Here is a 21,819-nt window from a genome sequence, read left to right on the forward strand (position 1 = left end):
ATGGCAAAGGGGAATCAGAAAAAGGTCCGCGGCAAGCCGCTGAGGCACAGTCTGCTGGAGCACTACCAGCCGATTGACGGCGTCGTCGACGAGATGGTCGATGCTTCGGGCCGTCCGCGTCCGGCCTGGGCACCCTTCATCGAGGCGTTGGAGGAACTAGGCCCGGAAAAGCTCGGCCAGCGCTTTGCCCGCGCCGACCAGTATCTGCGCGACGCCGGGGTTTATTACCGCGTCTATGACAAGGCCGGCGCCAATGAGCGCGAATGGCCGCTGGCGCATATCCCGCTGCTGATCGAAGACAAGGAATGGGCCGGGATCAGCGCCGGTCTCGTCCAGCGCGCCGACCTTTTCGAGGAGATAGTCGCTGATATCTATGGCCCGAACCGGCTGATCGAGAAGGGAATCCTGCCGGCAGGCCTGATTGCGGGGAGCCCCGAATTTTTGCGCCCCGTCGTCGGCACCATGCCGGCCAGCGGTCATTTCCTGCATTTTTGCGCCTTCGAGCTCGGCCGTGGGCCGGATGGAAGCTGGTGGGTGCTGGGCGACCGCACGCAGGCGCCGTCGGGCGCCGGCTTTGCGCTGGAAAACCGCGTCGCCACGACGCGGGCTTTGTCCGACGTCTATGGCGAGATGCATGTGCATCGCCTGGCCGGTTTCTTCCGTCGCTTTCGCGATGCTCTGATCGGCATGGCGAAGGAGAATGACGGCCGCGTCGCCATTCTGACGCCGGGGCCGCTCAACGAGACGTATTACGAGCACGCCTATATCGCCCGCTATCTCGGCATCATGCTGCTCGAGGGCGAGGATCTGACCGTCGCCGGCGGAAAGCTGATGGTGCGCACGGTTTCGGGGCTGATGCCGATCAGCGTGCTGTGGCGGCGGCTCGACGCCGCCTTTGCCGATCCGCTGGAGCTGAGGTCGGACTCGCATATCGGCACGCCGGGGCTGGTCGAGGCGATCCGCCGCGGCACCGTGTCTACGGTCAATGCGCTGGGGTCGGGCTTGATGGAAACCCGGGCGCTGCTCGCCTTCCTGCCGAAGATTTCGCGCGCATTGCGCGGCGAAGAACTTCTGTTGCCAAGCGTCGCCACCTGGTGGTGCGGGCAAGCAACCGAACGGGCCCATGTGCTTGCCAATATCGATCGCATGGTGATCGGTCCGGCGCTGTCGACGCGGCTGGCCTTCGAGGATGACGGCCAGACCAGGCTCGGTTCGGCACTGACGCCGGAGGAACGCATCGCGCTGATCGCGCGCATCGAGAGCGATGGCAGCGGTTTCGTCGGCCAGGAAGCGGTGACGCTGTCGACGACGCCGGTCTATGTCGGCGGCTGGCTGGAACCGCGACCGGCAAGCCTGCGCGTTTATCTGGCGCGCACGCCCGATGGCTGGACGGTGATGCCGGGCGGTTTCGCCCGTGTCGGCCTTTCGCTCGACCCGACGGCCATCGCCATGCAGCGCGGCGGCCAGGCGGCCGACGTCTGGGTGGTCAGCGACCGGTCGGTCGAGCGCGAGACGCTGCTGCCGCAGGAGCATGACAGCTTCGTCCGCACCATGCCGGGGAGCCTGCCCAGCCGCGCGGCGGAAAACCTGACCTGGCTCGGCCGCTATATCGAGCGCTCGGAGGATACGGTTCGCATCCTGCGCGCCTATCATGTGCGGCTGGCCGAGACGTCCGATCCTGACATGCTGCTGCTCGCCGATATCAGGGACTATCTCGAACCGTTCGGCGTCGATCTCGAAGCGGCCATTCCGCCCGGATTGATCGGCACGCTGGACAGCGCCGTCTACAGCGCCGGACAGATCCGCGACCGCTTTTCGCCCGATGGCTGGCTGGCGCTGAAGGACCTGTCGAAGACCATTCATCAGTTCGCCACCACGGTGGCGCCGGGTGACGACGCGACACGGGCCATGACGGTCATGCTGCGCAAGCTCGCCGGTTTCTCCGGCCTGTTGCACGAGAATATGTACCGTTTCACCGGCTGGCGTTTCCTCGAGATCGGCCGGCGGATCGAGCGCGGCATCCAGATCGCCCGTACGCTAGCCCGACTGACAAGGTCCGGTGCGTCGGACGGCTCGCTCGATATGATGCTGGAGATCGGCGACAGCGTCATGACCCACCGCCGGCAATATCCGGTGCGGGCCGGACGGCGCACGGTGATCGACCTCTTGGCGCTCGACCCACTCAACCCGCGCTCGATCCTGTTCCAGCTCGAACGGCTGAAGGCGGAGATCGGCCTGTTGCCATCGGTTGGGCCGGAGGGGCATATGTCGGTCGCGGCCAAGGAAATCCTGCAGCTCAACACGGCAATTGCCGTCATGGAGCCATCGGAGATGTCGGCGGAGGTGCTGGACGATCTCGCAACTGAGATCGGCAACCTCTATAGCAGCCTGGCTAAAGCGTATTTTGGTTAACATGCTGTACGATATCAGGCTTCATCTCAGCTACGATTATGACGCCGCGGCCGGCGGCAGCCGGCATCAGGTGCGTGTATTGCCGCCGACCATTGCCGGCGTGCAGCGCGTGATCGCGGCCTCGCTTTCGTTTGTGCCGACCCCATCGGAGCGCACGGATTTTGCCGATTTCTTCGGCAACAATGTCACCGCGATCGCCTTTCGCGACGTCCATGACGGGCTCGACATCAGAATGAGCGCGCGCGTGTCGGTGTCACGGCCGGAGCCTGGGCTCGACGTGTCGCCCGATCTGCAGCGCCTGCAGGAAGAACTCGGCGCCGTACGGTCACTGGCGCCGGATGCACCGCATCACTTTCTCGCCGCCAGCGATCATGCCGGCATCGATGCGGCGATCACCGCCTATGCCCGCGACAGCGCCGGCGGCTCGACGGTCGGCATGGCCATCGATCTGTGCAACCGCATCCACCGCGATTTCACCTATGACGGGGAAGCGACCACGGTGCGTACCGGGGCCAGCGATGCCTTCCGTTTGAAGCGGGGCGTGTGCCAGGACTTCTCCCACATCATGATCGCCGGCCTGCGCGGGCTAGGTATTCCTGCGGGTTATGTCAGCGGCTTCCTGCGCACCATTCCCCCGAAAGGGAAGCCGCGGCTCGAAGGCGCCGATGCCATGCATGCCTGGGTCAAGGTGTGGTGTGGGCGCGATGCCGGCTGGCAGGAATTCGACCCGACCAATGGCATGCGGGCCAGCAACGACCACATCACCGTTGGCTATGGCCGCGACTATTCCGACGTGGCTCCGATCGTCGGCGTGCTGAAAACCACCGGCGGCCAGGTCGGCGACCAGGCCGTCGACGTCATCCCGGTCGCGCTCGAGAAGGCCTGACAGCCTCGAAGCACAGCTTCTCAACAACGGCGATGCCCGTTATGCTCGGTTGAAACTTCGGGGAGGATCGGTCGGCAGGCATGCTGATGCGGAGTTCGGTATTGACGGCAATCAGTGTCATCATCCCGGCGCACAATGCGGCGGCAACCATAGCGGCCACGCTGGCCTCGCTTCGTTCCGAAGCCGAGGTTATCGGCGAGGTGCTGCTGGTCGACGATTCCTCCTCGGACGGGACGGCAGAAGCCGCGCTGAATGCCGCCACGCAATTCTCGTTGCCGTTGCGCGTGCTCATGAGCAACTGCCGGGACGCGGGCGGCTCCCGCAATGTGGCGCTGGCGCAGGCGCAATGCTCCTGGATCTACCTGATCGACGCCGACGACTTGCATCTGGAGGGCGGGCTGCGGTCGATGCTGGTCCGGGCGGGGGCGCAGCCGGCCGCCGACATGGTGATCGGCGCCTACCGTCGGCGCACCGATGGCGAGAACCGGAACCTCAAGCTTCCAGCCGGCTACATAGAAGATGGTATAGCCAATGCCTCGGCCTATCTGGAAGGTCACATTCGCTCGATCGCCGTGGGCAGTGCGCTGGTTTCCCGGCGCGTCGTCGGCGACACGCGCTTCCCGACCGGGCTTGCCTATGACGAGGACACGCTGTTCTGGTCCAGGCTGATGGGCAGGGCGTCGCTTGCCCTGATCGTGCATCCCGTCATGATCTACCACGTTTCGGCAGTGCGTTCCGATGATCGCTTCATCACCAGACCGGTGCGCCGCTTTCTCGACTGGCGGCTGGCGCTGCGCGAGCTGACTGACTGTGGCATCCCACTGTCGTCGCTAAAAACCAGGGAGGGGCTGGTCGCCCTCAAGATCGCCAGGGTTCACTATGCGCGCGGCGATCTGGAGACGGCGGCGCGGTTCCTGAGGATCGCGGCGGCGGCGCCGAAGGTGCGGTCGAACACCTGGCGTTGCAGGCGCTACCAGCTGAAGCTGGCGCTGCGGCGCTGGTTTTCCTCTCCGCGCGTCCAGTTGCAACGTGCCTGAATCAGCCCCGCCGCAGCGTGCCGTCATTGTCATCGGCTATCGCGCGCCGGCTCAAATCGTCGAGGCGGTGACATCCCTGCTNCCCGCCGCAGCGTGCCGTCATTGTCATCGGCTATCGCGCGCCGGCTCAAATCGTCGAGGCGGTGACATCCCTGCTTGATCAGAATGCGCCGCTCGAGATCATGGTGGTCAACTCGGGCGGAGGCGAGGTCCTGGCGCTGCTGACCGGCGCCGGGGTCAAGGTGCCAGTGATCGAGGTCGGTCGAAGGCTGTTTGTCGGCGCAGCCCGCAATCTCGGCATTGCGGCCACCAAAGCGCCTTTCGTTGCCTTTCTTGCCGATGATTGCCTCGCCTGTTCGGGCTGGGCCGAGGCACGGATGCAGCGGCATCTGGCTGGCGACCGCGCCGTGGCGAGCGCGATGGTGAATAGCCATCCGCGCAATCTGATCGCCTGTGCGGCTCATCTGATCATGTTCATGCGACGGCTTCCCGGTCTGCCGTCGGATCGTGCGCTGCGTTACGGCGTGTCGTTCGATCGGCGGCTGTTCGATGAATATGGCTTGTTCGATGAAACCATGCCTGCTGCCGAAAACACCGAATTTCTGGGGCGGCTGCCGCAGGAACTGCAGCCGGTCTGGGAGCCTAAGGTGCAAACCGTTCATCGCAACGAAACCCGGCTGTCCAGATTGCTTGCCGATCAGTACAGGCGCGGCTGTCGCCGCGGCGATTACCTCGCAGCGTCCGCCCTGAACACTCCGTTTCGGTGTTTTCGCGACACGTTTCGCGATCGGCGGAATGCCCGCAAGCTGGCGAAGATCGGGCTTTCCGATCGGGATCGAACTTTCGCGATGATGTCGATGCCAATTGTCTGGCTTGCCCTGCTGGTCAAATCCGTGGGTGTCTATATTGGCGTGCGAAATCGCGTGAAAGCGGCAACAAGAAAATGATAACGAGCCAAATCAAGCCTCGACGCTGGCGACGGAGCCGACTGTTCTGGACGCGCCAGAGAACGGTCGCAGTTTTCAGCTATCGTTATGACGCGCATCTGGTTGCCGATCTGATCACCAATATCGATCCGGTCGTTGACGGCTGGATTGCCTATGACGATCGCGGGGCGACCGGCGTGTTCAGCAGCGAGCCGCAGCGGCGGCGGATCTTGCTCGACGCAGCGCATGAAGCTGCCGCCGACTGGATCCTGGCTATTGATCCCGATGAGCGGCTGGAACGCGGTACCGCGGAGCGGATCGGACAGCTGACGGGGGATTACAGGCGCATGGCCTGGGGGTTCCGGCTCCGCGAATTGTATTCGCCGACCGAGTACCGGGTCGACGGGCTGTGGGCCGAAAAGTTCCAGTATCGTCTGTTCAGAGCCTACGATCCGGCGAAGTACCGACCAGAGGACCTGCACGGGCTCTGGTATCCTCCCGATCTTGGTTTCAAGGCCCGCAACAGCGGGCTCAACCTCTATCATTTAAAGATGATGGAGCCGAAGCGGCGGATCGCCCGCCGCAATCTCTACCACCACCTTGATCCAAAGGGGCTCCTGCAGGATGTGGGCTATGACTACCTTGCCGATGAGGCAGGGGCCGTGTTCGAACAGATTCCGCCCGGGCGCGACTACCATCCGCCTCACGTCGACGATGGCGGCCTCTGGATGGCCGTGCCGGCTGATGCCACCATTGGTGGACCCGACCACATTCCATAGCAACGGGGTGGAACCAGCAGTCGGCTTGGCGCTTATCTACGAGAAAAATTTCGTGGAGCGGGCATGCTTGAAAAATCTGGGACGCCATCCGGCCGGTCGGCTGCCGGACAGGGGGACGATGGAGCGCCGAAGAACGGCGCGCAGACCGCTGCCGAACAGGCCTCGCTCACCTATATCAGCGACAGCGAGCCGGGGATCCGGCGCCTGAAGGCGGGCGAAGGCTTTTCCTACAAGGGCGCGAAAGGACAGGCCGTCGGCGCGGCAGCCATTGCCCGCATCAAGGCGCTGGCCATTCCGCCGGCATGGACGGATGTGTGGATCTCGCCCGATCCCGCCGGCCACATCCAGGCGACCGGCCGCGACCAGCGCGGGCGCAAACAGTACCGCTACCATCCGCTGTGGGCCGCCGAGCGCGACGGCGCCAAATACTCCAGCCTTGTCGCCTTTGCCGAAAGCCTGCCGGAGTTGCGCCGCCGGATCGATGCCGATCTGCGCCGCCGCGGCCTGCCGGCCGAGCGCGTCGTGGCGGCAATTGTCTGGCTGCTCGACAACACGATGATCCGGGTCGGCAATGCCGCCTATGCCCGCGACAACAAGAGCTTTGGGCTGACGACGCTGCGCGACCGCCACGTCGACATCAAGGGATCCAGCCTGCGCTTTGCCTTCAAGGGCAAGTCCGGCAAGGAATGGAAGTTGAAGCTGGTCGACCGCCGCATCGCCCGGGTCGTGCGCGGCGCGCAGGATATTCCGGGGCAGCAACTGTTCCAATATCTCGACGAGGACGGCGAGAGGCATGGAGTGCGTTCCGACGATGTCAACCGCTATATCCGCGACGCGATCGGCGCCAATTTCAGCTCCAAGCATTTCCGCACCTGGGGCGGCACCATCCATGCCGCGTCGCTGTTTGCGCGGACGGAGCTTCCCGAAAGCCAGGCGCAGACCAAGCGTGTGATGAACGCGGTCATCGACAAGGTGGCCGAGCGGCTCGGCAACACACGCGCCGTCTGCCGCAAATGCTACATCCATCCACAGGTTTTCGAAGCCTGGGTGGAAGGGCGGCTGCTTAGCGAAATGACCGAGGCCAACAAGCGCAAGCGAGCGATCGACGGTCTCGATGATGAAGAGGCTCTTGTGCTGAGATGGTTGAAGGCAAGCGAAGGCTGACAAAAATGGCGTAACTTTTTTGTCGACGCCATGTCGGCACAGGCCCTACTGTTTCGTCCTTTGAGACAGAAAAGGACGTCCCATGCTCTACGCTATCCTCTGCTATGCCTCCGAAGATGTCGTCTCCTCCTGGAGCAAGGCACAGGATGACGAGGTCATGGCAAAGCTCATGCATGTGCAGGAAAAATATGCTCAAGCCGGCCGGCTTGGGCCGGTGGCGCGGCTTTTGCCCACCACCGCCGCGACGACGCTGCGCAAGGTCAAGGGCGAATCGGTCGTCATCGACGGCCCGTTTGCCGAGACCAAGGAACAGTTCCTCGGCTTCTACACGCTGGAATGCGCCGATCTCGACGAAGCCGTCGACTTCGCGCGCGAGCTTTCCGAGGTCAATCCCAGCGGCGGATCCTATGAGATCCGACCGGTTTCCGTCTTCAACCCAACCAGAGTAGCCACATGACAGACCTCGCCTGGATAAGCTCGGCGATCAGCGCTGCCCGCCCGCAGGCTATGGGTGCGCTGCTGCGCTATTTCCGCAATCTCGATACGGCGGAGGAAGCTTTCCAGGACGCGTGCCTGAGGGCACTCAAGAACTGGCCGCAGAACGGGCCGCCGCGCGATCCTGCGGCCTGGCTAATCTTTGTCGGCCGCAACACCGGCATCGACGCGGTGCGCAAGCGCGCCAAGCAGGCGCCGATGCCGGAAGAGGACCAGATCTCGGACTTGGAAGATGCCGAGAGCGATATCGCCGAACGGCTGGACGGCGCGCACTACCGCGATGACATATTGCGGCTCTTGTTCATCTGCTGCCATCCGGATCTGCCGCCTACGCAGCAGATCGCGGTGGCGCTGCGCATCGTCTCCGGTCTCACCGTCAAGCAGATCGCGCGTGCGTTCCTGGTCGGCGAAAGCGCCATGGAACAGCGCATCACGCGCGCCAAGGCGCGCATTGCCGATGCCGGCGTGCCGTTCGAGACGCCCGGAGCGGTCGAGCGCTCGGAGCGGCTCNGAGCGGCTCGCCGCCGTTGCCGCCATGGTCTATCTGATCTTCAACGAAGGTTATTCCACCAACAGCGGCGAGGCGCCGGCGCGTGCGCCGCTTTGCGAGGAAGCGATCCGGCTGGCGCGCCTGTTGCTGCGGCTGTTCCAGACCGAGCCGGAGATCATGGGTCTGACGGCATTGCTTTTGCTGCAGCATGCGCGCGCGCCGGCCCGCTTCGACGAGAATGGCGAGATCGTGCTGCTCGACGACCAGGACCGCTCGCTGTGGAGCCGCAAGATGATCGACGAAGGCCTGGCGCTGGTCGACAAGGCCCTGCGCCACCAGAAGCCCGGACCCTACCAGGTGCAGGCGGCGATCGCCGCCCTTCATGCGCGGGCGGCAACCCCCGAGGAGACCGACTGGACAGAGATCGACCTGCTCTACAGCCTGCTGGAGGCGATGCAACCTTCGCCGGTGGTGACGCTGAACCGTGCCGTTGCGGTCGCCAAGGTGCGCGGGCCGGAAGCTGCCCTTGCCATGATCGAGCCGCTAGGCGAGAGGCTGTCCGGCTATTTCCACTTCTTCGGCCTCAAGGGCGGTCTGTTGATGCAGCTCGGCCGTGGCGAAGAGGCGCGTGTCGCCTTCGATCGCGCCATTGCGTTGGCCAACACGGCAGCGGAAGCCGCCCATATCCGCATGCATATCGACCGGCTGATGCGAGACGGAGCCGTGAAGGCGCCGGCGAAGACAGCGCACTAAGCCTGTTCCTCCTCTGGCTCAATCGTGCAATCCCGGCTTGGACCATGCCGGGGTGGCGATTTTCCCCTGAAACGAGTAATGGCACGCCATGACAGCGCCTGCGGCATGCGGGCGACAATGGCGCCAAGGCTCGACCGCCGCCCTATGACGGCGAGCGGATCTGAAAGGGATAAAAATGACGATCGCGAAGGAAACGGCCGAACTTCTGGCGAAACTGGGTGTGGCCAAGGACGCGCTGACCGGCGGCGACCTCGTCGTGCGCAGCCCGGTGACGGGTGAACAGATCGCGGCGCTGAAGACGATTTCGCCGGCCGATGCGGCCAAGACCATCGATGCCGCGCACACGGCGTTCCAGGCCTGGCGGATGGTGCCGGGTCCCCGACGCGGCGAACTGGTGCGGCTGCTCGGCGAGGAGTTGCGCGCGCACAAAACCGAGCTTGGCCGGCTGGTGTCGATCGAGGTCGGCAAGATCCCGTCGGAAGGCCTCGGCGAAGTTCAGGAAATGATCGACATCTGCGATTTCGCCGTCGGCCTTTCCCGCCAGCTCTACGGTCTAACCATCGCCACCGAGCGTCCGGGACATCGCATGATGGAGACCTGGCATCCGCTCGGCGTCGTCGGCGTCATTTCGGCCTTCAACTTCCCGGTCGCGGTGTGGTCGTGGAACGCGGCGCTCGCGCTGGTCTGCGGCGACGCCGTGGTGTGGAAGCCCTCGGAAAAGACGCCGCTGACGGCGCTCGCCTGCGAGGCGATTTTTGCCGGCGCGGTCAAGCGCTTCGGCGCAGATGCGCCGCAGGGCCTGGCACCGGTGCTGATTGGCGACCGCTCCGTCGGCGAGATCCTGGTCGACCACCCGAAGGTGGCGCTGGTTTCGGCCACCGGCTCGACCCGCATGGGCCGGGATGTCGGCCCGCGTCTGGCCAAGCGCTTTGCCCGCGCCGTGCTCGAACTCGGCGGCAACAATGCCGGCATCGTCTGCCCGACCGCCGATCTCGACATGGCGCTGCGCGCCATCGCCTTTGGCGCCATGGGCACCGCCGGCCAGCGCTGCACGACGCTGCGGCGCCTGTTCGTGCATGACAGCGTCTATGACGCGCTGCTGCCGCGGCTGAAGAAGGCCTATGAGAGCGTCTCGGTCGGCAATCCGCTGGAGACGTCTTCGCTCGTCGGGCCGCTGATCGACAAGGCGGCCTTCGACGCCATGCAGAAGGCGCTCAAGGAAGCCACCGCTCACGGCGGCAAACTGACCGGCGGTTCGCGGGTCGAGAATGGCCATCCCGATGCCTATTACGTGCATCCGGCGCTGGTCGAAATGCCGAAGCAGGTGGCTCCCGTCACCGAAGAAACCTTCGCGCCGATCCTCTACGTGATGAAATATTCCGATTTCGATGCCGTGCTCGACGAGCACAATGCGGTCGGCGCCGGACTATCGTCGTCGATCTTCACCCGCGACCTGCAGGAATCCGAGCGCTTCCTCGGCGTCGATGGTTCGGATTGCGGCATCGCCAACGTCAACATCGGCACGTCGGGCGCCGAGATCGGCGGCGCCTTCGGCGGCGAGAAGGAAACCGGCGGCGGCCGCGAGAGCGGCTCCGATGCCTGGAAGGCCTATATGCGCCGCGCCACCAACACGGTGAACTATTCCAAGGCGCTGCCGCTGGCGCAGGGCGTGTCATTCGACATCGATTGAGATGCTGCGCCCGGCTTTTGACCAGTTGATCCACCCGAACCCGTCGGGCGGATCGCTGCCGCTCGCGCGGATCGTTCCGCTTTCAGGCTTCGCCCCCGCTGTCCAGATGTCCGTATCCCGACGGCGGAAAGGCCACCTCGACCATGCGCCCGGACGGGTCCTCGCGGTCGGCACGATCGGCTGCGCAACAGCGTCTGCGCCGAACGTTCAGCCAGCGTGCGGCGACGCCGGTCGGCAGGCCTCGAACGCGGCATCGATGACGGCAAGTTTGGCGGCCTGCACGGTCATGTATTCCTGGTAGAAGCTGTTCGAGACCCACATTACGGAATGCCCGCGCCGGCCCAGCCAGCCGACGCTGCCGAGCTTTTCGGCGTCGCGCAATTTGCGCGCAAGATGGGTGCGCGAGAGTTTTAGCCAACTGGCGAATTCGCCGATCGAAACCACGCTGGTCGGGATCCGGTCGAGGGCGGCATTGTCGGGATCGATGCCGGACATCAGCCAATCCATGACGATGCCGCCATTGTTGAGCCATATGAACAGCGAAAACGTCTGCTTGGGCTCACGCACAGGGTTGGAGGAGAGCAGGCCTTCCGCCACCAGCGGCTGCAGCCTGGAAATCATGCCGTGCTGCTCGAGAAAGGCGGCGAGGCGGCTGCCGCTGTCGAGACCGTCGAGCGTGCGCAGATGCGCAACCACCCAGCCGTCGAATTCCTTCAGCGTCGCTGCCGTCACCTGAAACGGGTGGGCTCGTCCGTCACCGGTGTGCGGCAGGTATTCGATGATGTGATAGTGCAGCATCTCCTTGATGAAGGCTTCGGCCGTGTTGCGGCTAGCGACGGAATAGTGAAGCACGGCATCGATGAAGCGGGCCAGTGTCAGTTCCGTGCGGGGATCGCGCGGGTCGCGGGCGAAATGCAGGGCTAGGCCGGTGTGAGCCAGCAACCAGCGCTGTTGCGTGGCGAACACGGCGGCCAGGCGTGGGCTCGTTTCATAGATATGCAGCAGCGCCTTCGACTGCGCCTCGACATGACGGTGCAGCGCCGGATGGCCGGCAATATATTCGAAATTCAGCGCCATCCTCCTCGTCCTCCGGCCAGCCCCCCGGCAGCGAAGACGTGCAATCACATTTCCAGCCTTAGCCGCCCGTGTCCAGCCATGCCAACCCGGACAAAAGGCCTAGAGCGAGCCTGGGCTATCGTTCCGGCTATTACGGCCGCAACCGCGAGGTGATGGAGAGCCATCGCGTCCTAGCCACGAACACCACATCGTGGCAAACTTCTTGTTAACCACATGCTCGGTGAAAATATCGGATTAACCTCAGATGCCACTATCGAGGTTATGTTCCGTACCTTAGCGTTCAATATGAGTTCAAGGGATGTGTGGATTCGGGGGTTATTTCGGGTCAATCCGGGATGCGGAAGCTTTGCTCACGCACATGGTAGCCGCAATTGCCCATCGTGGGCCGGATGAGCAAGGGAAATTCGTAGCACCCGATGCCGGGCTCGGGCATGCGCGGCTGTCGGTGATCGGCATCGGCGATGGCCAGCAACCGATGTCCGACGAGGCCGGCAATTTGACGATTGCGTTCAACGGCGAGATTTTCAACTACATAGAACTGCGCGAAGGGCTGATCGCCAAGGGCCGGCACTTTCGGACGTCGAGCGACACAGAGGTCATCCTTCAGCTCTATGAGGAGATGGGCGAAGACTGCTTGTCTCTCCTGAACGGTGATTTCGCCTTGGCGATATGGGACAATCGGCAGCGACGAATGGTGCTTGCACGAGACCGGATGGGTGTCCGGCCGCTGTTCTACACAAGTAAGGACGGGGTGCTTTACTTTGCCTCGGAGATCAAAGCCCTGCTGAAGGTCCCGGGCGTCTCCGCTGAAATTGATCCGATTGCGCTGGATCAGATCTTTACGCTGTGGGCGCCGATCGCTCCGCGCACGGCGTTCCGCAATATCCACGAGTTGGAACCGGCAAGTGTGATGATCGCGACGCAGGGGCAGGTCACGGTCAAACGGTACTGGCACCTGGACTATCCGCATCGTGATGAGCCGTCGAAGATCACGAACGAGGACCACGCGGCAGAGGAATTGCAAGCCCTTCTGACCGATGCGGTGAGGCTTCGCATGCGGGCCGACGTGCCGGTCGGCTCCTATCTTTCCGGAGGGCTCGATTCCTCGCTTGTTTCGGCGCTTGCCGCCGGCATGACTCCTCGGAGACTGGAGACATTTTCCGTAACCTTCGACAGCGCCGAGCATGACGAAAGCGCCTTTCAGATCGAAATGGCCTCGGCGCTCGGCACGCGCCACCACGCCATAGAATGCGGCGCCCGCGATATCGCCGGGGTCTTTCCTGAGGTCGTCCGCTTTGCCGAGCGGCCGATCATCCGCACGGCGCCAGCGCCACTCTACAAATTGTCCGCCCTGGTTCGCCAGGCCGGCCTGAAGGTGGTGCTGACGGGTGAAGGCGCCGACGAGGTCTTCGCCGGCTACGACGTCTTCAAGGAGGCGCGTGTCCGCCGGTTCTGCGGGCGGCAGCCCACATCGCGCATAAGGCCGCAGCTGTTCCGCCGGCTTTACCCGTATCTGCCGGGCCTGCAACAGCAATCGGTGGAGTATCTGGCTGCCTTCTTCGGCACCAGCAACGCTGCCCTCGACGATCCGCTGTTCTCGCATCGGCCACGCTTCAAGACCACGGCGGCGGCGAAAATCTTCTTTTCCGGCGACCTGCGCGCGACGTTGAAGGGTTATGACGCAGCTGAAGAGCTGACCAGCCGCCTACCCGAGGCGTTTTCCCTATGGCATCCGCTGCATCAGGCGCAATATCTCGAAACCCGCTTCCTCCTGCCCGGCTACATCCTCTCCAGCCAAGGCGATCGGATGGCCATGGCGCACGGCATCGAAGGGCGGTTTCCTTTCCTGGATCATCGCGTGGTAGAGTTCGCGGCAAGACTTCCGCCGGAGATGAAACTGAAAGGCTTGATGGAGAAGCACATATTGCGCAAGGTGGCCAGGCACCACCTTCCGGCGGCGATCGGTAAACGCACCAAGCAACCTTACCGCGCCCCGGAGGCCCGCTCCTTCGTCGGGGCGGAGGAACTAGACTATGTTCGTGACTGCCTGGGCGAGGCGAGCATTACCGCCGGCGGCCTGTTCAACGCCAAGGCGGTGGCCAAGCTCCACGAGAAATGCCGCATGGAGACCGCGACCGGATTTCGCGACAACGCCGCCTTCGTCGGCATTCTGTCGACGCAGCTGTGGCAGAAGAATTTCGCCGGCCAAGCGGTCGGCGCGGCAAGAGCGGCCTGAGACGGCGAGGAAAAGGAAAGACATGATGACGGCAATCAAGGACAGGGTCAGAAGCTTTATCGTCGACAACTTCCTGTTCGGCGACACCTCCTACAAACTGTCGGATTCAGCCTCGCTGATCGAGAACGACATTATCGACTCGACTGCGGTGCTTGAGCTGGTGGCCTTCATCGAGGACAATTTCGGCATCGCGATGGTGGATGCCGACATCGTTCCGGCCAACCTGGACTCGCTTGACCGCATCTCGTCCTTCATCGAGGCGAGAGCACAAACACTGGCAGCGTAAGCGCCAACGGCGAGGAACGTCCAGTGCGGATCGAGCATTTTCTGGTGGCGAAGGCTGCTGCCCACCCGGCCAAGACGGCATTGGTCACCAGGGGCAAAAAGCTGAGCTACGAAGAACTCGACGACCTTTCGAGCCGGCTGGCCACCGCTCTCTTCATGAATGGGATCAGGCGCGACGACCGCGTCCTGATCTTCATGGACAATTGCTGGGAGGCCGCCGTATCGATCTTTGCCGCACTCAAGGCAGGTGCGACCTTCAGTCCGATCAACCCCTCCACAAAGGCCGACAAGCTCGGTTACATCATCGCCGATTGCGACGCCAGGGCGGTCCTGACGCAGGCGAAGCTGATGCCCGTGGTCACCGAAGCCTGCGCATCGCAAGGCAAGACCGGCATCTTCGTGGCTTCCACTCCTGGGGCCGATGGGCAATGCCCGGCAGGGGCCGCGTCCCTGACTGACTGCCTGACGTTCGACGGCGCGGAGGTAGACCATCGCGGCATCGACGTCGACCTTGCGATGCTGATCTACACGTCAGGTTCGACCGGCCGGCCCAAGGGTGTGATGATGACGCATCGCAATTGCGACGCTGCCGCGGGGTCGATCGCCACCTATCTGCGCAACGCGCCGGACGACATCATCCTGAACGTCCTCCCGCTTGCCTTCGACTATGGCCTCTACCAGTTGCTGATGGCAGTCAGGCTCGGGGCCACGCTGGTGCTCGAGAAGTCCTTCGCCTTCCCGCACGAGATCTTCGAACGCATCCGCAAAGAGGGCGTCACCGGCCTTCCGCTGGTGCCTACCATGGCGGCGATGATCCTGCAGATGCGTGATCTGGCGCCGGGTTTCTTGCCCAGCCTCCGCTATATTTCCAACACCGCGGCCGCCTTGCCGCCAGCCCACATAGAACGCCTGCGCTCGCTGCTGCCCGGCGTCCGGATCTATTCGATGTATGGACTGACCGAATGCAAGCGCTGCACCTATTTGCCACCCGAGGAACTTGACCGCCGGCCAGGGTCGGTCGGCATAGCCATCCCCAACACGGAAGCCTTTGTCGTCGACGACCTTGGACAACGCGTGCCGGCGGGCGTGGCGGGTGAGCTCGTCATCCGCGGTCCGCACGTCATGCAGGGCTATTGGCGCAACCAGGCCGCGACGGAACGAGCGCTCCGGCCGGGGCCTAACCCTTGGGAAAAGGTGCTCTATACGGGCGACCTGTTCCAGACCGACGAGGACGGCTTTCTCTATTTTGTCGGGCGTAAGGACGACATCATCAAGACGCGTGGCGAGAAGGTCGCCCCCAAGGAAGTGGAGGCCGTGCTCCACGCCCATCCAGGTATCGCGGAAGCGGTGGTCGTCGGCGTGCCGGATCCGGTGCTGGGGCATGCGATCGGCGCGCTCGTCGTGCGGTCCGACCCGGCGCTTGGCGGAAAGGACATCATTCGTCACTGCGCGCGCCACCTGGAGGATTTCATGGTCCCCAAAGTCATAGAGTTCCGCAGCGAATTGCCGAAGACGGAGTCGGGCAAGGTCAGCCGCCGGCTCGCGGCTGAGATGATGGCGGCCGAGCAATGAACATCGGCTCAACCCAGGATGCGCCGGCCTTCACGCAAGCCCTGGCCATCGATTCCGCCGCCGAAACGGACAGGATCGTGGCGGCCCTGCGCGAGCAGTTGCGCGGCATTCGCAAGCGCGGCCTCGTGCTCGGTCTTTCGGGCGGTATAGATTCCAGCGTTTCGGCTGCGTTGGCCGCGCGGGCCGTCGGCCACCAGAATGTGCTGTGCGTCCTCATGCCGGAAAGCGATTCCGACCCTGAAAGCCTGCGGCTCGGCCATCTGGTCGCCGACACTTTCGGCGTCGAGGCCGTTGTGGAGGATATCGGGCCGACCCTGCGGGCAATGGGCTGCTATGAACGCCGCGACGCCTTCATCCGCGAATTGGTCCCGGACTATGGCAAGGGCTGGGCCTCGAAGATCGTGATCGCGAACGTGCTCGAAGGCGAGGGCTACAACATCTCGTCGCTGGTGGTGCAGGACCCGCAAGGCAAGCAGACGAAATTGCGGATGCCGGTGGCGGTCTATCTCGGCATCGTTGCCGCCACCAACATGAAGCAGCGCACCCGCAAGCAGCTCGAATATTATCATGCCGACCGGCTGAACTTCGCCGTGCTCGGCACACCGAACCGGCTGGAATACGACCAGGGGTTCTTCGTCAAGAACGGCGACGGCGCCGCCGACGTCAAGCCGATCGCGCATCTCTACAAGACGCAGGTCTATGCGCTAGCCGCCTATCTCGGCATTCCGGAAGAGGTCCGCAACCGGCCGCCGACCACCGACACCTACTCGCTGGCGCAGACGCAGGAAGAATTCTACTTTTCCCTGCCTTACGATCGGATGGATCTGTGTCTCTACGGCCTCAACAACGGCGTGTCCGCCGAGGTGGTAGGGCAAGCGGCGGGATTGACCGCCTCACAGATCGAACGCGTCTGGGCCGACATCGCCGCCAAGCGAAAGGCAACGCGCTATCTGCACCTGCGCCCGCAGCTCGTTGACGGCGTGGACGAAGTCGGCTCCTGACCTATGCATATCGAGCAAAAGTGATCCGGTCTTGCGATACGACATGCATGAAAGAAATACTAAGCTCTTGTCTTTACGCAATTCCGGACGGAAAGCCGCGCACCCTTTCCTGGAATTGCTGTAGGCGGAACGCTTCAGGTGAAGCGGCCGCCGATCAACTGGCTCCACTGCTCGCCCGCAAGCCCGTTCAGAAAGACCTGCGCGTTCTTCATGGCATCGAGAAGCTCGGGATCGCGTGAATGCACGACGGTCGAGGCGACCGGTATGAAGGCTATGCGTCTTACAAGCATGGCGTCCAGAAGCGCGGGCTGGACGCGGCCGCGCAAGCCGGAGACACCGCGCCGGGCGGCATGCTCGACCAGGCAATCGATCACCGGCCCGGCCTGGCCGGGAAGAGCGAGGACCTGCAGCACGCGGCCGATCCCGTCCGGTCGCGCGTAATAGGCGAAAGCGCCGACATTGGCGCCGTTCGGCGATGCCACCGACACGTAGACAAGCTCTCCGAAATCCGGCTTTTGCGCCGCATCGCCCAGAATATGGTTGAGCTGACCTTCCGCCCACTGCGGACGTAGCGGAAATTGGGCGCAAAGCGGCTCCAGCAGCCCCGCAAAGCTGCCGCTGTCGATCTCGGAGGCCCGAAATGCCCCCCGGCTCGATGCGTTGGCGACGACGCCGGTCCAGCGTCGTTGACTGCCCTTCATTTTGCGAAGGTAGAGCCGGTCGACGATCCGGGCGAGCGGGTTGAACATCCAGGCAAGCTTCATGTGATTGGCAAAAAGGCTGAGCATGAAGGTCGCCGGCCGCATCACGCGAACCCAGTCAAGGCTGTATTGCGGCAGCACAACGCCGCGAAGCCGCGTCCACAGTTTCACGGACGTATCATTGGCGGTTTCGCTGAAGGAGATGTCCTGCGGACCATCGAGGAAGGCCTTCAACAGGCGGGCACCGGCCATCGGATCGGTCTCGTGATCCTCGACCATCAGCGAGCTGCAGATGGCAGCGTAGAGCTGCCGGCCGTTGAATTTCATTGGCAGCGCATGAACGCCGACGAACCCGGAAACCTGGCCGGCGTCATTGACATGGACAAGCGAACGGAGCCCGCTGCCCCAGTCGGGTGCGTCCAGATAAAACCGCCTCATGTAATCGACGAGGGAGGCCGGCGCTGGCCCCCGCTTCTTGCGCAGCATGCGTTGAAACATGCCCGCGACGGCCGCAAGGTCGGCCTGATCGAGGGCGCGGACGACGCTCACGCCGGGCTCCCGGTTCCGGGAACCCGGCCACCATGTTTGCGCGCCATGGCGACACGGGGCTGGCCGTCGGCCGTCACGGCAAAGGTTGGGGTTTCGTAGGATTTCGTTCTCGATAAAAGGGTTGCTATCTGCCGATCTTGACCTTCGCCGAACTCAAATAGCAGCCATCCGCCTGGCTTGAGGAAAGCTGCGGCATCCCGGACCAGCCTTTGGAGGATCGAAATACCGTAAGGGCCGCCGTCGAAAGCTTCCCGAGGTTCGTTCTCCAACAGATGCGCGCTTTCGCTATCGAGACGGGATGAGGAAATATAGGGCGGGTTGCACACAACCATGTCGGCAGCGCCGCGGAGGCCGTCACCCTCGATCGCGGCAAATAGGTCGCCTTGCCGGACCTTGATCCTGTCCTGCAGGGCGAGGCGCACAACATTGCGGCGGGCAAGCGAAACCGTGCTGTCGGTCAGGTCCGCCGCCCATGCCCGAGCCCGAGGACATTCGCTGACGATGCCCACGGCAAGATTGCCGCTGCCGCAGCACATGTCGATCAGGATCGTTTCGTGCGCCTGTTCGCCAAGAATGGCCGCGGCCGTCCGGCCAAGCAGTTCCGTTTCGGCTCGCGGCACCAGGACGTCAGGCGCGAGTTCCAGCTCAACCCGCATGAAGCGGTGCAATCGCGGCCAATTGCGATCGTTTGCACGGCCGGCAGGAAGGCTGTGATGCTGCGGCAAGGAAAATCCCTATCCTGAGGATAAAACGCGGGTTCCCTGTTGTTACCAACTCCGGGTAAATTGATGTTAAAGATCATGATTGGATTGGGAGTAACCGGCCTATGTTGGCGGCGTCCTGTCCCATCAATGGCGGATTCCTGTGCCGCCGCAAGCCGATCCATGCGCTAATTCAGAGCAACGCCTCGTACCGGTCTCCGATCTTTTCAATTTCGAAATCCGCCGCCCTGCTTTTCAGGATCGCGGCGGTTGTCGGCTGGTCGAGCATTCCGGCCATCGCCACTGCCAGGGCCGCGGCATCGCCGACCGGCACCAGGGCGCCGAAGCGGCCGTCATCAAGTATTTCGCGCGGGCCGTGCGGCGCGTCCGTGGAGACCACCGGAATCCCCGCTGCCATGGCCTCGACCAGAACATTGCCGAAGCCCTCGCTGGTCGATGATAGGACGAACAAGTCAGCTACGGCGTAGCAGGCCGCCGGATCATTGACATAGCCCGCAAACAGAACGTCTGCGCCGATACCGGATTCTTCGGCATAGGCGCGCAGCTCGTCGGCCAGCGGACCCTCGCCGAAGATGACAAGCCGGGCCCGGCGGCCGGCGCGCAGCACAGCGAAGGCCCGCAGCAACGTCCAATGATCCTTAACGGGCACCAGGCGTCCGGCGGTGATGATGATGGGGCCGTCGCCCATCGCCGCGAGCTCTGCCTGCCAGGCGTAGGAGCGTTGCTGGGATGCCGCAGCCGGCGGCAGCGGGTTGTTGATGACCACGACCTTGGATTTCGGGAAGCCTCGGGCCACAAGATCGCCGCCGACACCCTCAGAAACCGCGATGGCCCTGGTGGCGCGGGCCGCAACCAGGGCCGAAAGCCAGACCGCCATTTTCGCGCCAAGGCTGCCGGAAGGCAGTGAGGCGGCGGCGTGGAAACTCGGGAAGAACCGCGCCCTGCTTCGCGCGAGGGAAAGCGCCAGCGCCACGACCAGATTGGCGAATTCCGGGGCGCTGTAGATCGCGTCGGGAGAAAGGCGGCCAAGCAGGCCCGCGCTTCGCACGATGCCTTTCAATGTCGCCCACTTGCCATAACCCTCGCCGCGAATGGGGAGGCCGAAATCGACCAGATGCACGGCAGGCGAAAGCAGGGCGGCATTGGGCCCCTGCGCGTTCCAGGTAAAAAGCGTGACGTTGTGGCCGCGCGATGCCAGCTCGTTCGCTATCAGGACGAACACACGCTCGGCGCCGCCGCCCCTGAGGCTGGCAATGTGAAAGACAATCCGCTTCGCCATTTCAGGCGCGGCTGGCAATGACGTCCGGGCGGTTCGGCGGAAGACGCATGTCGCGCACGATACCCAGGGTAATGGCGAGCAACATGCCAAGGATCATGCCGCCAATGGCCCCCAGGCCGATCATCACGACCGTGCGCGGGGGCCATGAACGGCCCTTTGGCGGCACTGCGGTGGAAATCACCTGCACATTGGTGCTGTCGATCTGTTCGCGCTCGGTTATCTGGCGTGCCCGCGACAGGAAGCTTTCATAGATAGCCGTCTTCGACGCGGCGTCACGTTCAAGTTCACGCAAGGCGACCTCGGAATCGCTATCCGAGAACACGTTGCCCTTCAAGTCATTCATCTTGGCATTGAGGGAGGCCGACGAGGTTTTGGCGGCATCGAGATTGACCTTCGCCAGGCGCAGGGTGCGCGCGTATTCGGCGCTGAGTTGCGCGCTGACCGTGTTGTACTCCGTCTTCAGCCTGACGATCGACGGATGACGGGGGCCAAAGGTCATCGACTGCGAATCGATCTGCTGGCGCAGGCCGTTGGCCGTTGCGCGCAGCGCCACAAGCGCCTCCGACGTGGCGGGACCGGAATTGGTGCCGTTTGCGCCGGCGGCAAGCAGGGCGTCGTAACTTGCCTGCGCGGCGATGACGCGCGATTGCGTCTCCACGATCTGGCCGTTGAGCTGGGTCATGGTTTGCGAGGAAACAAGCTGCCCATTGCTGGTGGCCAGATTGTGGCTGCGCCTATAGGCCTCGACCTTCTCTTCGGCCGCCTGCACATCGCTCTTGAGCTGGCCCAGCCGCCCGTCCAGCGCCGCCGCGGCACGGCTGGCGCCGGAAGCCTCGGCGCTGGCCAGCTCTTCCTGGAAAGTCTTGACGATATCCTGCGAAATCAGGATCGCCTTGGCGGGGGTTTCCGCCGATACCATCAAGGTCGTGACAAACGACTTTTCATCCGCGATGCTGCCAACCCGTTCCGCCAGGTTCTTCAGGGCGGTAAGCTTTGGATCGGGTTTGGCGCCGTCCGTCCCTGTGCGGCTACGGTCCGCGTCGAAGAACTCCGGGTCACTGGCCAGGTCAAGATCGTCTACAACACGTGAAAGCACGCTGCCCGAGGTCAAGATGCGCTCTTTGCTGCGCGCGCTGAGCAGCTGTCCATCGACCTGGGCCGATTGCGGGTAAAGATCGTTCGGAACAACCTGAAGATTGGCGGGATTGATGAGGATGTCCGTGGTCACGGTGTAGCGCTGCTTGCTCAGCAGAGCGTAGGCACCGCCGATGATCCCGCCGGCTATTGCCAGCAGGCATACCAGAGCGAGGCCGGCGCGCAGCCAGACAAACAGACGCCCGAAATCGAGTTCGAGAAAGGTTCCGATCTTGTTGAGCGTCACCGTCGTGACGGGCTCGGCTACAGGCGGCGCCACGGGTGCAGGCGACACAGGGGCCGACGTTACAGGGGCCGACGTTACAGGGGCCGACGTTACAGCGGGTGCCGCCGCATGTGCCATGATCGGCGCGGTTTGTTGCGGCTTTGGCCTGCTGGCGCGCCGCGCATTTTCGATCCGTTCATAGGGGCTAATGCCGGCGGCGGCCGCGGCTGGAGGAGGACCGGAAGCGGCGGACATCATGCTAACCCTTTAATATTCAATACGCACAGCCTGCTTTACGGAAACATCGTTAACATTTCATTTTCCAGGCGTGTCAGGCGCGTTCCGGAACAGCGATCTATCCACCCTTGGTCGGTATTCTGCCACGCCCGTCGTAGCCTGGCAAAG

At 63.5% G+C, this 21,819-nt stretch carries 17 protein-coding genes and 1 pseudogene; 13 read left to right on the forward strand and 5 right to left on the reverse strand.

The window, feature by feature from the left end:
• The 9 genes and pseudogenes from X726_RS146545 (at nucleotide 1) to X726_RS146510 (ending at nucleotide 10,632) form a co-directional block, all read left to right on the forward strand.
• Nucleotides 1-2,412 carry a circularly permuted type 2 ATP-grasp protein gene (locus X726_RS146545; protein WP_023671775.1) on the forward strand — a complete coding sequence of 804 codons (2,412 nt, stop codon included), beginning with the start codon at nucleotides 1-3 and terminating at the stop codon, nucleotides 2,410-2,412.
• A 1-nt stretch (nucleotide 2,413) separates the two neighbouring features.
• The gene (locus X726_RS146540) at nucleotides 2,414-3,298 is read left to right on the forward strand and encodes a transglutaminase family protein (RefSeq protein WP_023671776.1); all 885 of its coding nucleotides are present in this window, start codon (nucleotides 2,414-2,416) and stop codon (nucleotides 3,296-3,298) included.
• A gap of 101 nt (nucleotides 3,299-3,399) precedes the next feature.
• Nucleotides 3,400-4,335, forward strand: coding sequence for a glycosyltransferase family 2 protein (locus tag X726_RS146535; RefSeq protein WP_023725135.1), 936 nt, complete (start codon nucleotides 3,400-3,402; stop codon nucleotides 4,333-4,335).
• A gap of 107 nt (nucleotides 4,336-4,442) precedes the next feature.
• Nucleotides 4,443-5,282, forward strand: a complete 840-nt coding sequence (locus tag X726_RS146530; protein WP_280940462.1) for a glycosyltransferase family A protein — start codon at nucleotides 4,443-4,445, stop codon at nucleotides 5,280-5,282.
• Nucleotides 5,279-6,040 (forward strand): hypothetical protein, encoded by a 762-nt coding sequence (locus X726_RS146525; RefSeq protein WP_023671779.1) that lies wholly within the window; start codon nucleotides 5,279-5,281, stop codon nucleotides 6,038-6,040. The genes X726_RS146530 and X726_RS146525 overlap by 4 nt, the downstream gene beginning before the upstream one ends.
• Before the next feature lie 63 nt (nucleotides 6,041-6,103).
• Nucleotides 6,104-7,204, forward strand: a complete 1,101-nt coding sequence (locus X726_RS146520; RefSeq protein ID WP_023671780.1) for a DNA topoisomerase IB — start codon at nucleotides 6,104-6,106, stop codon at nucleotides 7,202-7,204.
• An 82-nt stretch (nucleotides 7,205-7,286) separates the two neighbouring features.
• Nucleotides 7,287-7,661, forward strand: a complete 375-nt coding sequence (locus X726_RS146515; RefSeq protein ID WP_023671781.1) for a YciI family protein — start codon at nucleotides 7,287-7,289, stop codon at nucleotides 7,659-7,661.
• Nucleotides 7,658-8,942 (forward strand): annotated as a pseudogene (locus X726_RS01000000167260) (RNA polymerase sigma factor). The gene X726_RS146515 and the pseudogene X726_RS01000000167260 overlap by 4 nt, the downstream one beginning before the upstream one ends.
• Nucleotides 8,943-9,117: 175 nt before the next feature.
• Nucleotides 9,118-10,632 carry an aldehyde dehydrogenase family protein gene (locus tag X726_RS146510; protein WP_023671784.1) on the forward strand — a complete coding sequence of 505 codons (1,515 nt, stop codon included), beginning with the start codon at nucleotides 9,118-9,120 and terminating at the stop codon, nucleotides 10,630-10,632.
• Between the two features lie 207 nt (nucleotides 10,633-10,839).
• Here X726_RS146510 and X726_RS146505 read toward each other — a convergent pair whose 3' ends face one another.
• Nucleotides 10,840-11,709: a hypothetical protein gene (locus tag X726_RS146505; RefSeq protein ID WP_023671785.1), complete on the reverse strand. Its 870-nt coding sequence runs from the start codon at nucleotides 11,707-11,709 to the stop codon at nucleotides 10,840-10,842.
• Nucleotides 11,710-12,007: 298 nt separating this feature from the next.
• Between X726_RS146505 and asnB the strand changes: the two genes are divergently transcribed.
• From asnB to nadE, 4 genes are read left to right on the forward strand one after another with little or no spacing between them, the layout of a single operon-like run.
• Nucleotides 12,008-13,945 carry an asparagine synthase (glutamine-hydrolyzing) gene (gene asnB / locus X726_RS146500; protein WP_031215229.1) on the forward strand — a complete coding sequence of 646 codons (1,938 nt, stop codon included), beginning with the start codon at nucleotides 12,008-12,010 and terminating at the stop codon, nucleotides 13,943-13,945.
• A gap of 22 nt (nucleotides 13,946-13,967) precedes the next feature.
• Nucleotides 13,968-14,231, forward strand: a complete 264-nt coding sequence (locus tag X726_RS146495; RefSeq protein WP_023671787.1) for an acyl carrier protein — start codon at nucleotides 13,968-13,970, stop codon at nucleotides 14,229-14,231.
• Nucleotides 14,232-14,254: 23 nt separating this feature from the next.
• A complete protein-coding gene (locus X726_RS146490; protein ID WP_023671788.1) occupies nucleotides 14,255-15,802 on the forward strand; it encodes an AMP-binding protein in 1,548 nt (515 codons plus the stop codon).
• Nucleotides 15,799-16,803 (forward strand): NAD(+) synthase, encoded by a 1,005-nt coding sequence (gene nadE, locus X726_RS146485; protein ID WP_023671789.1) that lies wholly within the window; start codon nucleotides 15,799-15,801, stop codon nucleotides 16,801-16,803. Before X726_RS146490 ends, nadE begins: the two co-directional genes overlap by 4 nt.
• A 134-nt stretch (nucleotides 16,804-16,937) precedes the next feature.
• Here the strand turns inward: nadE and X726_RS146480 are convergent, their stop codons facing one another.
• From X726_RS146480 to X726_RS146465, 4 genes are all read right to left on the reverse strand, one after another.
• The gene (locus X726_RS146480) at nucleotides 16,938-18,053 is read right to left on the reverse strand and encodes a hypothetical protein (RefSeq protein ID WP_023671790.1); all 1,116 of its coding nucleotides are present in this window, start codon (nucleotides 18,051-18,053) and stop codon (nucleotides 16,938-16,940) included.
• The gene (locus X726_RS146475) at nucleotides 18,050-18,709 is read right to left on the reverse strand and encodes a HemK/PrmC family methyltransferase (RefSeq protein WP_023747185.1); all 660 of its coding nucleotides are present in this window, start codon (nucleotides 18,707-18,709) and stop codon (nucleotides 18,050-18,052) included. The genes X726_RS146480 and X726_RS146475 overlap by 4 nt, the downstream gene beginning before the upstream one ends.
• Before the next feature lie 238 nt (nucleotides 18,710-18,947).
• Nucleotides 18,948-20,054, reverse strand: coding sequence for a glycosyltransferase (locus tag X726_RS146470; protein WP_023671792.1), 1,107 nt, complete (start codon nucleotides 20,052-20,054; stop codon nucleotides 18,948-18,950).
• A 1-nt stretch (nucleotide 20,055) separates the two neighbouring features.
• Nucleotides 20,056-21,669 carry a GumC family protein gene (locus tag X726_RS146465; RefSeq protein ID WP_031196492.1) on the reverse strand — a complete coding sequence of 538 codons (1,614 nt, stop codon included), beginning with the start codon at nucleotides 21,667-21,669 and terminating at the stop codon, nucleotides 20,056-20,058.
• Between the last annotated feature and the right edge of the window lie 150 nt (nucleotides 21,670-21,819).

The organism is Mesorhizobium sp. LSJC285A00 (genome assembly GCF_000503155.1).
In the GTDB taxonomy this organism is placed as follows: Bacteria; Pseudomonadota; Alphaproteobacteria; order Rhizobiales; family Rhizobiaceae; genus Mesorhizobium.